General features: G+C 69.1%; 11 protein-coding genes and 1 tRNA gene. 5 read left to right on the top strand and 7 right to left on the bottom strand.

All coding sequences use genetic code 11. The features are described 5' to 3' along the window. Nucleotides 1-121: 121 nt before the first annotated feature. The 5 genes from AC1DF3_RS23185 to AC1DF3_RS23165 form a co-directional block, all read right to left on the bottom strand. Nucleotides 122-1,141: a 2-dehydropantoate 2-reductase gene (locus AC1DF3_RS23185; protein WP_286531526.1), complete on the bottom strand. Its 1,020-nt coding sequence runs from the start codon at nucleotides 1,139-1,141 to the stop codon at nucleotides 122-124. A 2-nt stretch (nucleotides 1,142-1,143) separates the two neighbouring features. Beyond that, nucleotides 1,144-3,768: an alanine--tRNA ligase gene (gene alaS, locus AC1DF3_RS23180; RefSeq protein WP_286531525.1), complete on the bottom strand. Its 2,625-nt coding sequence runs from the start codon at nucleotides 3,766-3,768 to the stop codon at nucleotides 1,144-1,146. 88 nt (nucleotides 3,769-3,856) lie between these two features. Beyond that, nucleotides 3,857-7,582, bottom strand: a complete 3,726-nt coding sequence (locus tag AC1DF3_RS23175) for a CHASE domain-containing hybrid sensor histidine kinase/response regulator (RefSeq protein ID WP_478140964.1) — start codon at nucleotides 7,580-7,582, stop codon at nucleotides 3,857-3,859. Between the two features lie 13 nt (nucleotides 7,583-7,595). After that, nucleotides 7,596-8,582 (bottom strand): exostosin domain-containing protein, encoded by a 987-nt coding sequence (locus AC1DF3_RS23170; protein WP_286531523.1) that lies wholly within the window; start codon nucleotides 8,580-8,582, stop codon nucleotides 7,596-7,598. Nucleotides 8,583-8,620: 38 nt separating this feature from the next. Further along, nucleotides 8,621-8,694 (bottom strand) — tRNA-Gly (locus tag AC1DF3_RS23165). A 181-nt stretch (nucleotides 8,695-8,875) separates the two neighbouring features. Here AC1DF3_RS23165 and AC1DF3_RS23160 point away from each other — a divergent pair. Then, on the top strand, nucleotides 8,876-9,973 hold the full coding sequence (locus tag AC1DF3_RS23160; protein ID WP_286531521.1) for an acyltransferase family protein: 1,098 nt from the start codon (nucleotides 8,876-8,878) through the stop codon (nucleotides 9,971-9,973). Between the two features lie 51 nt (nucleotides 9,974-10,024). Here the strand turns inward: AC1DF3_RS23160 and AC1DF3_RS23155 are convergent, their stop codons facing one another. Together AC1DF3_RS23155 and AC1DF3_RS23150 are read right to left on the bottom strand one after the other, a co-directional pair. Further along, nucleotides 10,025-10,939 (bottom strand): hypothetical protein, encoded by a 915-nt coding sequence (locus tag AC1DF3_RS23155; protein ID WP_478140963.1) that lies wholly within the window; start codon nucleotides 10,937-10,939, stop codon nucleotides 10,025-10,027. Nucleotides 10,940-11,006: 67 nt separating this feature from the next. Beyond that, complete coding sequence (locus tag AC1DF3_RS23150; RefSeq protein WP_478140962.1) at nucleotides 11,007-11,279, bottom strand: hypothetical protein; 273 nt, start codon at nucleotides 11,277-11,279, stop codon at nucleotides 11,007-11,009. Between the two features lie 162 nt (nucleotides 11,280-11,441). Between AC1DF3_RS23150 and AC1DF3_RS23145 the strand changes: the two genes are divergently transcribed. The 4 genes from AC1DF3_RS23145 (at nucleotide 11,442) to AC1DF3_RS23130 (ending at nucleotide 14,534) form a co-directional block, all read left to right on the top strand. Continuing rightward, on the top strand, nucleotides 11,442-12,338 hold the full coding sequence (locus AC1DF3_RS23145; protein ID WP_286531516.1) for a S1C family serine protease: 897 nt from the start codon (nucleotides 11,442-11,444) through the stop codon (nucleotides 12,336-12,338). 2 nt (nucleotides 12,339-12,340) lie between these two features. Next, entirely contained in the window at nucleotides 12,341-12,712 is a 372-nt protein-coding gene (locus AC1DF3_RS23140; RefSeq protein ID WP_478140961.1) for a response regulator transcription factor, read from the top strand. An 8-nt stretch (nucleotides 12,713-12,720) separates the two neighbouring features. Further along, nucleotides 12,721-13,713: a S1C family serine protease gene (locus tag AC1DF3_RS23135; protein ID WP_478140960.1), complete on the top strand. Its 993-nt coding sequence runs from the start codon at nucleotides 12,721-12,723 to the stop codon at nucleotides 13,711-13,713. A 470-nt stretch (nucleotides 13,714-14,183) separates the two neighbouring features. Continuing rightward, complete coding sequence (locus AC1DF3_RS23130; protein ID WP_286531510.1) at nucleotides 14,184-14,534, top strand: alpha/beta hydrolase; 351 nt, start codon at nucleotides 14,184-14,186, stop codon at nucleotides 14,532-14,534. Nucleotides 14,535-14,624: the final 90 nt, after the last annotated feature.

Here is a 14,624-nt window from a genome sequence, read left to right as displayed (position 1 = left end):
GTGGGTAGCCCCCGCAGCGAAATAAAGGAGGAGCCGAAGGCGGGGGACATTCGCGGAGGGGGCTACCCACCGCCCTCMGCACGCGCCCCTGCAACTCGGCGGTGGAGAACCGCGAAGGACGCTACAACCCCAACTGAGTCAGCAACTGCCGCGCCGGCCAGCGTTCGCGGCGGGCCGGCCAGGCCTCCACCAGCTCGACCATCCGCGCATTGAGCGGCGCCTGCATGCCGTGGCTCTGGGCCAGCCGCACCACCTCGCCGCTGAGCACGTCGATCTCGGTCCGCCGGCCCAGCGCGAGGTCGTCCGCCATGCTGGAGCGCGCCTTGGCATCGATGCGCAGCATCCGCGCCGCGACCAGCCGGAACAGCGGCGTCGGCAGCCGCAGGATCGGCGGAATTCGCGCCGGCGGCACCGCGCCCAGTTGCGCCGGCGTGATGCCGGCGCGCCCGAGCACGGCCAGCGCCTCGTCGATCAGCGCCGCGAAGCAACGCCGGTAGCCGCGCTGCAACAACTCCTCGCGCAGCGGCAGGCCAGACAGTGCGTTGACCGGATTGTTGAGATTGAAGAGCAGCTTTCCCCACTGCACCGGCAGCAGGTCGGCATGCAAATCGATCGGCACCCCGGCGCGTTCGAACACCGCCACCCAGGGCCGCAGCGCGGCATCGTCCTGGGCCGCCAGCCGTCCTTCGGTGCCGCGATGGAAGGCCGCGGGCCCGACTTCGGCCACGTTGTAGGGCACCATGGCCGGCAGCACCCGCAGGCCCGGCCCGGCCTCGGCGGCGACGCGCGCGTTGGCCACGCCGTTTTGCAGCGACACCACGGGCGTGCCGGTCGGCAGCGCCGCGGCGAGTTCGACCGCGGCTTCGGCGGTGGCGCCGCTCTTGACCGTGAGCAGAACCAGTGCCGGCCGGATGTCGGTGGGGACGCGTTCGAAGAGATGCAGCTCGGCTGGCGGCACGTGGGTGCGACGGCCTTCGAGGTCGGTCAGCGTGAGGCCCTGCAGCGCCAGGGCACCGAGTACGCGCGGCCGGCCGACGAAGCCGACACGTACCCCCGATGCCGCCAGGCTGCCGCCGATGAACGAGCCGATGGTGCCGGCGCCCATCACGAGGATGTCGAGCGCCGCGTCGTCGCTCCCCATGGCTAGAGGCGCTCGGCGACCCAGCCTTGCACCGACTTCAGCGCCGCCGGGACGCCCGATGCGTCGGTGCCGCCGGCCATCGCCATGTCGGCCTTGCCGCCGCCCTTGCCGCCGACCTGCTGGGCGACGAAGTTGACCAGCTCGCCGGCCTTCACGCGGCCCATGGTGTCGGCCGTGACGCCGGCCGCGATCTGGACCTTGCCGCCGTCGACCGCCGCCAGGACGATCGCCGCGGTCTTGAGCTTGTCCTTGAGCTTGTCCATCGTGTCGCGCAAGGTCTTGGCGTCGGCGCCGTCGAGCTTGGCCGCCAGCACCTTGACGCCGTTGACGTCGACCGCCTGCGCCAGCAGCTCGTCGCCCTTGGACGAGGCGAGCTTGCCCTTGAGCGAGCCGACCTCGCGCTCCAGCGCCCTCACCTGCTCGAGCACCTGCGCGAGCCGGCCCTGCAGCTCCGAGGCCGGCGTCTTCAGCGTCGCGGCCGCGCTGTGCACCGTGGCCTCGAGCTGTTGCAGGTAGGCCAGCGCGTTGGCGCCGGTCACCGCCTCGATCCGGCGCACGCCGGCGGCCACGCCGCCTTCGCTGGTGATCTTGAAGAGCCCGATGTCGCCGGTGCGCGAAACGTGCGTGCCGCCGCAGAGCTCGCGGCTGCTGCCGATGTCGAGCACCCGCACGGTCTCGCCGTATTTCTCGCCGAACAGCATCATGGCGCCGGTCTTCTGGGCCGACTCCATGTCCATCAGCCGGGCCTGGGTCGCGTGGTTGGCGAGGATCTCGGCATTCACGCGGCGTTCGATCTCGAGGATCTGGCCGGAGGTGACGGCGGCGTTGTGCGCGAAGTCGAAGCGCGTCTTGTCGGCGTCGACCAGCGAGCCCTTCTGCTGCACATGCTCGCCCAGCACCTCGCGCAGCGCCTTGTGCATCAGGTGGGTCGCGCTGTGGTTGCGCATGGTGGCGGCGCGGCGATCGGTGTCGACCCGGGCCGTGACCGCATCGCCGACCTTCAGCGTGCCCTGGGTCTGGGTGCCGTGGTGGCCGAACACGTCGGCCTTGATCTTCTGCGTGTCCTCGACGCCGAACTGCAGGCCTTCGGCCACCAGCACGCCCTGGTCGCCGACCTGGCCGCCGCTCTCGGCGTAGAACGGCGTGGTGTCGAGGACCACGATGCCCGGCTGGCCTTCGTTCAACTGGGCAACCGGCGCGCCTTCGAAGTACAGCGCGACCACGGTCGCCTTCTCTTCGAGATGCTCGTAACCCGTGAAGACGTTGCCGGCGCCGCCATATTCGACGGCACGTTCCATCTTGAACTTGCCGGCCGCGCGGCCGGCGGCCTTCTGCTTTTCCATGGCGGCGTTGAAGCCGGCCTCGTCGACCGCGACGTTGCGCTCGCGGCAGACGTCCGCCGACAGGTCGAGCGGGAAGCCGTAGGTGTCGTGCAGCTTGAAGGCGACCTCGCCAGGCAGCACCTTGGCGCCGTCGGCCAGTGCCGCATCGAGGATTTCCATGCCGTTGGCCAGGGTCTCGAAGAAACGCTCTTCCTCGGCCTTCAGGGTGGCGGTGATGCGTTGCTCGTCGGCGCGCAGCTTGGGATAGGCATCGCCCATCAGCGCCACCAGGTCGGGCACCAGCTTGTGGAAGAAGGGTTTCTTCTGGCCCAGTTTGTAGCCGTGGCGGATGGCGCGGCGCACGATCCGGCGCTGCACGTAGCCGCGGCCTTCGTTCGACGGGATCACGCCGTCCGCCACCAGGAACGCCGTGGCGCGGATGTGGTCGGCGATCACGCGCAGGCTCTTGTTGCCCAGGTCCTTCTCGCCGGTCTCGCGCGACGCCGCCTTGATGAGCGCGTCGAACAGATCGATCTCGTAGTTGCTGTGCACGTGCTGCAGGATCGCGGCCAGCCGCTCGAGGCCCATCCCGGTGTCGACGCAGGGCGCCGGCAGCGGCTTGACGCTGCCGTCGGGCTGCATGTCGAACTGCATGAACACGTTGTTCCAGATCTCGATGTAGCGGTCGCCGTCTTCGTCGGGGCTGCCGGGCGGGCCGCCGGCGATCCCTGGGCCGTGGTCGTAGAAGATCTCGCTGCACGGACCGCAGGGGCCGGTGTCCGCCATCATCCAGAAGTTGTCGGACATGTAGCGGCCGCCCTTGTTGTCGCCGATGCGCACCACGCGCTCGGGCGGCAGGCCGATTTCCTTGGTCCAGATATCGTAGGCCTCGTCATCCTCGATGTAGACGGTGGCCCAGAGCTTCTCGGCGGGCAGCTTGTAGACCTCGGTCAGGAGCTCGAACGCCCACTTGAGCGACTCGCGCTTGAAGTAGTCGCCGAAGCTCCAGTTGCCCAGCATCTCGAAGAAGGTGTGGTGGCGCGCGGTGTAGCCGACGTTCTCGAGGTCGTTGTGCTTGCCGCCGGCGCGCAGGCAGGCCTGGACCGAGGCGGCGCGCACGTAGGGGCGGCGGTCGCTGCCGAGGAACACGTCCTTGAACTGGACCATGCCGGAGTTCGTGAACATCAGGGTCGGGTCGTTGCCCGGCACCAGCGAACTGGAGGGCACGACGGTGTGGCCCTTGGTCGCGAAGAAATCGAGGAACGACTTGCGGATGTCGGCGACGCTGAAGGTGGGCTGGCTCATCTTGGGTTTTCGCTTGTGCAACGGCGGCCGGATGGGGGCAGCCCCTGCTTCGAACCCACCTGACTGCTTGATCTGCTGGAGCCTGCGATTATAGGTTTCGGGCCTGCCCGCCCGCGTCGGCCCCTTCGAGTATCTCGGCGGCACGCCGGAACCGCAGCGTCTGCATCGCCCGCTCGAGGGCGCCGAAGCGCTGCTCGCCGAGATGGGCCCGCAGCGCCGGCGCCAGTTCGTCGAGGCGCGGCAGCGCGGAGGCGCTGCGCTCGCGCAGGGCGTCGATCAGCGCCGCCAGGTCTTCGGGACGCAGGACGGACACCACCGGCGCCGCCGCCGGGGCCGGGGCCGGCGGCGCCGCGTCCTCCGGCGCCCCCGCCAGCCCCCCTGCCCGCGCCTGGTCAACGCAGCGCCGCACCGTGCGCATGAGCACTTCGGCGTCGAAGGGCTTGCTGACGAAATCGTTCATGCCGGCCTCGAAGGCCCGCAGGCGCTCGGCCACCAGCGCGCTCGCGGTCAGCGCGATCACCGGCAGCGCGATCAGGCCGAGTTCGCCGCGGATCAGCCGGGTCGCCTCGTTGCCGTCGAGCGCCGGCATGTGCACGTCCATCAGCACCACGTCGAAGGCGGCGGGGTCCGCCCGAAGCTTCTCGACCGCCTCGCGGCCGTCCTTCGCCAGGCTGACCTCGGCGCCCGCGCGCACCAGGATGCTCTGGCAGACCAGCAGGTTGACCGGGCTGTCGTCCACCACCAGCACCCGGATGTCCGCCAGGTCGGCCTGCGCGGGCGCCGCCGTCGCCGTGTCGTCGGCGATCTCCAGCGGGAGCACGACCCAGAAGTCGCTGCCCTTGCCCGGCGTGCTCGCGACGCCGATCTCGCCGCCCATCAGTTCGGTCAGCTGCTTGACGATCGAAAGCCCCAGCCCGGTGCCGCCGAAGCGGCGCGTGGTGGAGGTGTCGGCCTGCGTGAAAGGCGCGAAGATCCGGTCCAGCACCTGCGCCTCGATGCCGATGCCGGTATCGATCACGGCAAAGCGCAGGCGCACCCGCCGGCCCTGCCGCTCCTCGATCGTCACGCACAGGCGCACCGCGCCCTCGGCCGTGAACTTGACTGCGTTGCTCATCAGGTTGACCAGGATCTGGCGCAGCCGCGTCTGGTCGCCGCGCAACTGCGCCGGCAGGCCGTCCTCGCGCTCCAGCCGCAACGCGATGTCCTTGCCGCCGGCATTGACCGAGGCCATCGACATGACGCCCTCGAGCAGCTCCTGCAGCTTGAAGCCGGATTCGTCGAGCGCCATCTCTCCGGCCTCGATCTTCGAGATGTCGAGGACATCGTTGATCACGCCCAGGAGTGCGCTGCTGGCGGCGTCGATCTTCTGCAGGAAGTCGCGCTGCGTGTCGTCCAGCCGGGTCTGCCGCAGCAGGTAGGCCAGCCCGATCACGGCGTTCAGCGGCGAGCGGATCTCGTGGCTCATGTTGGCCAGGAATTCGCTCTTGGCCCGGTTCGCCGACTCGGCCTGCGCGCTGCGTTCCTTGAGCGCCAGGTTCAGCACCTCGAGCTGCTCCTGCGCCCGGCGCATGTCGGTCACGTCCACCGCCACCGAGATGAAGCCCTGCACCACGCCGGCCTCGTCGCGGTCGGGAATGTAGTGCAGCCAGTAGTGCGCGACCGATCCGTCGGCCAGGGTTCGCGTGCGCATCACGCGCTGCTCCTCGCCGGCGAGCGCGGCGCGCATGTGGGGCTCGTTGATGCCGAACTGCTCGGGGCCGAGCAGCTCCAGCTGCGTGGTGCCGACCATCTGCTCGGCCGAGCGTCCCAGCCAGCGCTGGTAGGCGCTGTTGGCGAAGGTGCAGCGCATGTCGGTCGTCCAGTAGGCGACGATGCCCGGGATGTTGTCGGTCACGATGCGCATGAAGCGTTCGTTGCTGCGCAGCTTTTCTTCGGCCAGCTTGCGCTCCGAGAGGTCGGAGCCGATCGCGATGAAGCCGACCACCGCGTTGGCATCGTCGCGCAGCGGGCTCACGTTCAGGTGCACGGGCAGGCGGCGGCCGTCCTTGCGCACCCAGGTCCAGTCCCGGGGATGGGCGCCGAATCCGCCCTCGGCATGGGCGAAGACCTCGCCGACGCGCAGCGGCCGGTCGAGCCCGGCGGCGAGTGCCTCTGCGCGGGCACGGACTTCGGCCGGGTCGTGGAACCGGATCATCTCGAAGCGGTCGACCACCTCGCCCGCCGTGTAGCCCAGCAGGGCTTCGGCCGCGGGGTTGAACAGGGTCACCACGCCGTCGACGTCGGTCGCGATGATGGCGCTCGCGGCATCGGCCAGGATGGCGCGCTCGCGCGTCGACAGGGCCACCAGCTGCGCCGTGCGTTCGCTCACCTGCTGCTCGAGGGTCGCGTTGAGCTCGAGGATGCGCGCCTTGGTCGCTTTCTCGTGCGTGATGTCGCGCACGGTCTGGGCAGCGCCGATCACCCCGCCATCGGCCGATCGGATCGGCGCTGCCGCCACGGAAACCGCCACCGGCATCCCGTCGCGGTGCCGCCGGAAGGTCTCGAACGCGGCCACCGATCGGCCTTCGGCGACGTGGCGCAGCAACGCCTCTTCTTCGTGCTGGTGGTCGGCCGGCATCAGCAGGGCGTGGGTCACCCGTCCGATCGCCTCTTCGGCTGAGTAGCCGAAGATCTTCGCCGCGGCGTCATTCCAGTCGGTGATCCGTCCGTCCAGGCCGCAGCCGATGATGGCGTCGTTGGAGCTGGTCACGATGGCCGCCAGCCGTGAGCGCTGTTCACTTTCGCGCAGCTTGCGGCGCTCGGTCAGCTGGCCGATGAAGGACAGCAGCGCCACCAGCAGGGCCACCGTCGCGACGATCAGGAACACCGGCCAGGGGCTGCGCAGGTTGAGCTGCTTCAGGAACTGCGGCTTGGCCACCACGTCCACTTTCCAGGTCCGCCCGTAGAGCTCCAGCGGCAGCACGCTCCTGAGCTGGCCGGCCGCGGCCGGCTGCTGGGGCGAGACGAAGAAGAGATCGGGCTCGGCGCCGTCCGTCGCGTCGGCCAGGCTGATCGCGAACTGCCCCCCCTCGAAGTCGAAATCCTTCAGCACCTCGGCGGGCACGACCGGCGTGTAGATCCAGCCGATGGTCTCCTCGGGCGTGCCCCGTGCCGGCAGCGACCGTCGATCGCGCTGCTGGAGCGCGTCGAGCGGCGCTTCGATCTCGTAGACCGGCAGCAGCAGCAGCACCGAGCGCGGCCCCGGCGAGGACTGCACCAGCGTGATCGGCGCCGTCATCGCGATCTCGCCGGACCGCATCGCGCGCTCGGCGGCCGCGCGGCGTCGCGGCTCGGAAGCGAGGTCGAGCCCGATCGCGGGAACGGCGGAATCGGAGGGCTCGAAGTACTGGATGACGAAGCGCTCGCCCGCGTTGGGTCCGATCTGGTGGATGTGGAAGTCAGGCTTGCCGTCGCGTCGGGCGGCGGCGACGAAGTCCGCCTCATGGTCGACCGGCACGCGGCGCACGAAGCCGAATCCGCTGGCGCCCGGGAACTCGCGCTCGATGTCCTGCGACGCGCTGTACTGCGCAAAGTGAAGCCGCGTGATGCCGGCCTCGCCGCCGGCCGCGATCACCGCACCGCGCGCGCCGCGCAAGCCGTACTCGAAGGCATGCATGCGGGCTGCCACCCGCTCCACCGCGCGCTGCGAGATGGCCTCGAAGCGCGTTTCGGCCAGCGACTTGTTGTAGCTGGCCTGCCAGAAAGCGGCGCCCGCGGCCACGCACAGCCCGACGGCGAGCCACACCAGCGAGCGCAGCGACTCACGCAGCGACATCGGCGGCGTCAATCTAGACCCGCAAGAGACGCTTGAGCTTGTTCGACAGCCGTTGCGGTGTGGTCCATCCGTTGGCCTTGTACATGCGCCGCGAGCGCCAGCGCTCGATGTCTTCGTCGGGCGAACCGGATCCCGCGTTGGCCCGGATGCAGCCGAGCAAGGCATCGGCGTAGTAGCCGATCAGGAGGTCGGGATGAAAATGCTGCTTCCAGGCTTCGTAGGCGCGGGCGCCCATCTCCTCGTGGCGGCCCGAATGCGCCTGGAGGATCGTTTCGAGCGAGCCCAGGTCGCGCTCCCTGACGCGCAGCGAGAACGCCTGCCAGTCGGGTCCCGCCGGCTCGACGAACTCGTCGGCGAGGATCACCGGCGCGACGCCCAGCGCCATGCTCTCGAAGATCCGCATCGACGCGGCCGCCCATCCGCCCGGGCACAGCGAGAACTGGCCGGCGCGCAGCAACTCGACGTAGCGAAGCTTTTCGTCGGCACCGTGGTTGAGCCAGCTTTCGGTCGATTCGATCTTGAAGCGGGTCGACGCGGCATAGAGATCCAGCAGGCGGCCCCTCACCCGCCGGTTGGACTTGGGATTGCCGCGCCAGGTGCCCAGGAAGGCGGCCGGGCCGCGCGAGCTTCCTGCATGCGCGAACACCAGCTCGTTGGGCTGCGAGAGGAAAGGCGTCGCCGCGTGCAGCGTTGGATCGAACCGGCTTCGCGGCAGGCAGTTGTAGATGCCGCGCAGCAAACCAGCGGCGGCATCGTCGCAGTTGACGCTGTAGACCTTGTGGGAGAAGCGGCCGACCACCGGATCGGCGATGAGCTTGTCGATGTAGCGCCACTCCCTGAAGGCCCACGGCTCGCGGATCACCAGGGCATCGGCCAGGGCCGGGTCCTCTTCTTCGACGACGCCCGGGCGCTTCAGCAGCTCGGCCCTGAGGGATTCGATCAGCGAGGTGTCGGTGCTGGCCAGGGGCGTGGAATCCGGCTTCAGAAATCGAAGTTTCATGGAATGGGACCCATCGGCGCTGCGAGCGGCGCAGGAAGTGGAGCGGGTGAAGGGAATCGAACCCTCGTATGAAGCTTGGGAAGCTGCCGTTCTACCATTGAACTACACCCGCATTCCTGGACAGCAGCATTCTAGCCACCACCGCCGGCCGTCTCGCCGGCGCCTCATGCTGCCTCAAATAGTGTCACGTTGTAATGCAAAAGTGATATAAATGTAGCATCCAGTTACCGACCTTCACCGCGGCTGTCCGTCGGCGCCGAAAACCCCGTCCAGACCCTTGTCCTGGGAATGAAATGACCAGAGTTCCTGAACTGACCGGCCTTCGGTGCGTCGCCGTGATGATGGTGGTGTTCGGACACGCGCACGACACGGCGCCCGACGGCTACCACGGATGGCTCGCGCCGCTCAACTTCTTCTCGAGCGGAGCGTTGGGCGTGCAGATCTTCTTCGTCCTGAGCGGTTTCCTGATCACCGGCATCCTGGAGGCCGAGTTCAGGAGCAGGAGCCGGATCGACCTCTGGCAGTTCTACCTGCGGCGCGCGCTGCGGATCTGGCCGGCCTTCTATGCCTTCCTCATCGTGCTGGTCCTGCTGTCGTACGCCGGGCTGATCGATATCGCATGGCAGCAATTCGTCTTTGCCGCAACCTACACCTGGAACTACGCGGAAATGCTGGGGATCGGGCCGGTCAACAACGCCCACCTCGAAGGCGCCTGGTATCTCGGCCATTTCTGGAGCCTCGCGCTCGAAGAGCAGTTCTACTGGTTCTGGCCACCGCTGCTGATCTTCATCCTGCTGCGCAAGAGCGAGAAGCTGCTTCCCGTGCTCATCCTTGCCATCCCGATGGTCAGGGTCGTGTCCTACTTCCTGGCGCCCGGCCTTCGAGGCCAGTTGGGAATGATGCTGCACACGGGTGTCGACTCGATCCTGATCGGCTGCTACGCCTCGTTGAAGCGAGAGCCGATCAAGGCTTTTCTCGATTCGGTCAAGTACCGGAATCTGCTGGTGGGCCTGTTGTTCGTCCTGCTGCTGGCACTGCCCTCGGTGAACCTGGGCAGGTACTGGTCGAACACCTATGGAACCACCTTCAACGCCGCCCTCATGGCGCTGATCGTCGTCGCACTCACCCACCTGAAGAATTTCTGGCTGTGCGGGTTGCTGCGCACCCGGGTGTTCGTCTTCGTCGGCACGATTTCGTACAGCCTCTACCTTTGGCAGCAGCTGTTTCTGCACAACGCTTCGCCCGCCACCTGGGGCTTCCCACTCAACATCGTGCAGGCGTTCGCGGCCGCCACGCTGAGCTACTGGCTGATCGAGACGCCCTTCCTCAAGCTCAAGGACGGACTGCACGCGATGCGGCGCTACGCAAAGCCGAGCCGGCGCGATGCGTGAGGGCTTCCGCCCGGCCCGGCCGCGGCCGGATGCCATGACGACGAACGCGTCTCACTCGCCGAATTCGCTCAAAAGCCCTTGCATCTCGTCGTCGAAGCCGGCCACGGGCTGCGCCTTGGCCAGGGCCATCCAGACCGCGAACGGGATTCTCGGCAGCGGGCGGTGCGCCGCCGAGCGCGCGACCACCAGCCGCCCCTGCTGCGCGATCAGCACGCCGCATTCGGCCGGGATCTCGTCCGGCTCGCCGATCGGACGCCCCTTGGCGTCGCAGCCCAGCACGTACCAGCACTCGCCGCCGAGGTCCAGGTAGGCGGCGCGCTTGTCGGGCTTGCGAAGGTCGCTCAGCAGGTCGGCCCGGTTGACCTTGACCTCGTGCACGATCGGCTGCGCATAGGCCTCGACGCTGGTGTTGCGGATCGAGAAGACATCGGGCCGGGCGATGCACCAGCGTGGCTTGTCGCCCTCGGCCGCACCGGCCAGGCGGGCCCGCAGGCTCAAGCCGCGCCAGGCCAGGCGCCCGGCGCGCGTCATCTCGCGCGCGACCTGCTCGACCAGCGCTTCGTGCCGCGACAGCGCGGCCCGGTTGACCACGCCTGTGCGCGCCAGCTGGGCGATGCCCGCATCGGTCAGGCGCAGGGTCTCGTGGCCCTGGGCCGAACGCACGCGCGCCAGCAAGCCCGCGGCGAGCAGGTCGACTTCGATCGCGTCGCAGCAGGGCCAGCCGGCCGAGCGATGGACCTCGCGCAGCCGCCGCGCATGCAGCCGGCCGAGCGCCGACGCGCCCGGCGGCGGGTCGGCGACCGGTGGTGGCGCACCCGGCTCGACCTGCGGCGGGTCGACAGCCGGCGGGTCGCCCGCGGGAGCGGGCGGCGGGAGGGTGGGCGGCGGCACCGGCAGGTCGGGCGCCGGGGGCGGCGGCCCGATCGGCGCACCGACACGGGTGGGCTGCAAGGCGATGGCGTTCATCGCGACAGGTTAGCGAAAACTCGAGCGATCGGATGCTGGTCGACAACCCGGCTGCGCTCTGCGGCTTCTAGAACCAGCCGAGCGCGGCTGCCGCCATGAAGGCGCCGCCGACCGCCACGCTGAGCCAGTGCGCCACATCGGCGACGGCGTCCCAGGCGCGGTAGCGGTCTTCGGCCGCGCGGACGAAGAATTCGGCGATCGGATCGGTGCGATCGGCGCGGTGCCCCAGCGCAGGCGCAGGCGTGGGCGCCGGCCTTGCTTCGGCGGCCCGCGTTGCGGGCGCGTGCGCGCCCGGCACGGTCGTCGCACCGCTGTTCGCACCTTGAAAATTCAGCACCATGATCGCACCTCGTCGTGCGTCGATGCTAGACCTGCAGACGCCTTCTCCTCGATGAAATCGAGTGCGGGCATTGATGCGCAACCGACATGAGTCCGCCTGCCCATCCGGGCAGTTACCGCGGGCCTTGTGGCTTCCCACAATGAAGCCATCTAAGGAGCTCCCATGTCCATCGACCCTTCTTCCCCGACGCTGATCGAACAGTTGTCGACCGCCATGGCCGGCGCCGTGGCCCAGGCCTCGCGCAGCGTGGTCGCGGTGCAGTCCGTGCCACCGGGGCGGGTACGCGCCAGCGGATTCGCCTGGCGCGAAGGGCTGATCGTGACCTGCGAGGAAGCGATTCCCGACGAGGTGGAACTGGCCGTCGGGCTGCCCGATGGCAGGCACGCGGCCGCAACGCTGGTCGGCCGCGATCCCGCCACGGACATCGCGCTGCTGCGCATCGCCGGCGCCTCGCCCACTCCCGCCGCCTTCGATGCACCGCCGGTGCAAAGCGGCGCCATCGCGCTCGGCGTCGGCGCCGCCGACGGCACCACGGTCGCGGCCGCCGGCGTCGTGGCGCTGGCCGGACCGGCCTGGCGCAGCCTGCGCGGCGGCGACATCGACGCCCGGATCGAACTCGACCTGCGACTGCGGCGCAGCGCCGAAGGCGGCCTGGCGCTGGATGCGCGCGGCCGGGCCATCGGCATGACGGTGTTCGGCCCGCGCCGCCGCGTGCTGGTGATCCCGGGCCCGACGATCGAGCGCGTGGCCGGCCTGCTGGCGGCCCACGGCCGGGTGCCGCGCGGCTACCTCGGCCTGGCGCTGCAAGCGGTGAAGGTCGAGCCGACGGGCTTCGGCGCCATGGTGATGGGCGTGGCCGCCGACGGCCCCGGCGCGGCCGCCGGACTGCGCCAGGGCGACCTGCTGCTGGCCTGGAACGGCGAGCCGGTGCACAGCGTGCGCCGGCTGCTGCGCGCGCTCGGTCCGAGCAGCGTCGGCAGCGTGGTCCGGCTGTCGCTGCAACGAGGCGGCGAGCCGCTCGAGGCGCAGCTCATCGTGGGCGAAAGGCCGGCCGATTGAGCATGACGACCGCGCAGGACCCGATCGTGATCGCGCTCGACATCGCCGACCCGCGACTGTCGGAGCGTCTGCTCGCGCTGTTGGCGCCCCTGCCGGAACTGCGGCTGGCGCGGCCCGGCGAGCCGGCCGACCTGCGGCTCGCAACGGCCCCCGCGCAGCCCGCGCCCGAGCCCGACACGGCCCTGACCCGGCGCGAACTCGAGGTGCTGGACCTGCTGGCCGAGGGCGCCTCGAACAAGGGCATCGCGCGCCGGCTGGGCATCTCGGTCCACACCGCCAAGTTCCACGTCGGCTCGCTGCTCGACAAGCTCGACGCCACCGGCCGCACCGACGCCGTGGCCCAGGCCGTGCGCCAGGGCGTCATCCATCTTTGAGGATTCCCATGTTCGACGAACGCCCCGCCACCGACGCCCCCGACGAAAGCGGCCTGCCCGAGGCGCCGCAGGAGGCGCTGCTCGACGCCTACTCGCGCGCGGTAGCCGGCGTGGCCGACAGCGTCGGTCCCGCAGTGGTGCGGGTGCAGAGCGGCCCGCCGGGGAGGCGCGGCGGGCTGGGCTCGGGCGTGGTCATCGCCAACGACGGGCTCGTGCTGACGAACAGCCACGTGGTCGCCGGCGCGCGCCGCGTGCGCGTGGGCAGCACCGAAGCCGGCGACCGCGAAGCCGAGGTGATCGGCGACGATCCCGCGACCGATCTCGCGCTGCTGCGCGTGGAACTGCCGCGCGGCGCCGCCACTGCCCGGCTCGGCGATTCGAAGATGCTCAAGCGCGGCCATCTGGTGGTGGGCATCGGCAATCCGCTGGGCTTCGAATCGACGATCACCGCGGGCATCGTCTCGGCGCTCGGCCGTTCCCTGCGCTCGCAGAGCGGGCACCTGATCGACGACGTGATCCAGACCGACGTGGCGCTGAACCCCGGCAACTCCGGCGGCGCCCTGGTGGCGGCTTCGGGCCAGGTGGTGGGCATCAACACGGCGATGATCGCGGGCGCGCAAGGGCTCGCGTTCGCGGTATCGAGCAACACCGCGGGTTTCGTGATCGGCGAGTTCATCGCCCATGGCCGCGTGCGGCGCGCGCACCTCGGCATCGCGGCGCAGACGGTGCCGCTTCCACGCCGCGTCGCCCTCGCGATCCACTCGGGCGCGAATGCGGTGCGCATCGGCGAGGTGCAACCCGCAAGCGCGGCGGAGCAGGCAGGACTGCGTGTCGGCGACGTCCTCGTGGCGCTGGACGGCAGGGTGGTCGCGGGTGCAGACGACCTGCTGCGGCTCTTGAGCGCAGACCGCATCGGCCGCAGCGTGGAGGTGTCGGTGTTGCGCGATGGGCGGCTCATCACGCGATCGGTGACGGCGCAGGAGCGGCCAGCGCCGCGATAGAACGGCGACTTGCGATCGATGCGAAGCCATTCGCGCCTCGCATCTCCAAGAAAACCCCTTGATTCAATTGAGTCATTTCTCTGCGTTGGAGCTTTGTTTCCTATTTTTATTGGGAATGAGTATTCGCCTTTTCAGATTTATCTGATTAACGCCAGTGAAAGATAGTTTGATACTTGGATCCGCTTCTTCTCGATTGAGATGAAGCAGCGCAATCCTGACCTTGAAAATTCGCGTTCTCGCCTGTGGGAACCGCACTGAGAGCCGTTGCATTTGGGGTTTTATTCGACCTCCGATAACCGCTCGATTGTTTCAGTCCCGTGAACATCACGATCGCATTTCACAGGGTTTATACGCATATAACTGTGGCGGGTTGTCGCTAGCAGAACAGTGCCAACTGATCCGTTCGGCCGGGATCCATGCGTGACCGGTCGAGACATTCTTCAAAACCAGATCCAGGAACGAATCCAAAAATGAATCCCTCGAAACTCATCGCAGCCGCCGCCCTTTCGGTTCTCGCCGTCGCCGGCGCTCAAGCCGAAACCTACGGCGGCGTGCATGCCCCCGTTTCGGCCAACAGCCGCGCCGATGTCCAGTCCCAGGCCGTGATCGCCGCTCGGAGCGGGAATCCGTACAGCGATGCCGCTTCGTCGCACGTGGCGCCGGCGCTGACTGCTTCGGCCGACCGCTCGGGCGTTCGCGCCGCTGCCATTGCGGCAGCCCACTCGCCGAACCAGAACGAGTATCGCGAAGCGTTCGTGAACAGCACGCTTCCGTCACAACTCAAGGCAACCGGGTCGGACGCGCGGCACGCCGGCCGGTAATTTCCCGCCGAATCAACCCACGGCCCGCTGCCGACCGCGGGCCTTTTTTTTGCCCTTCCCTCCATGACGGTCTCCGAACGCGGAGCGGGC

The sequence above is a fragment of the Variovorax sp. 10N432 genome (genome assembly GCF_056394465.1).
The sequence above is the reverse complement of the archived record's forward strand: the minus strand, read 5'-3'. Positions and strand labels throughout refer to the sequence as shown.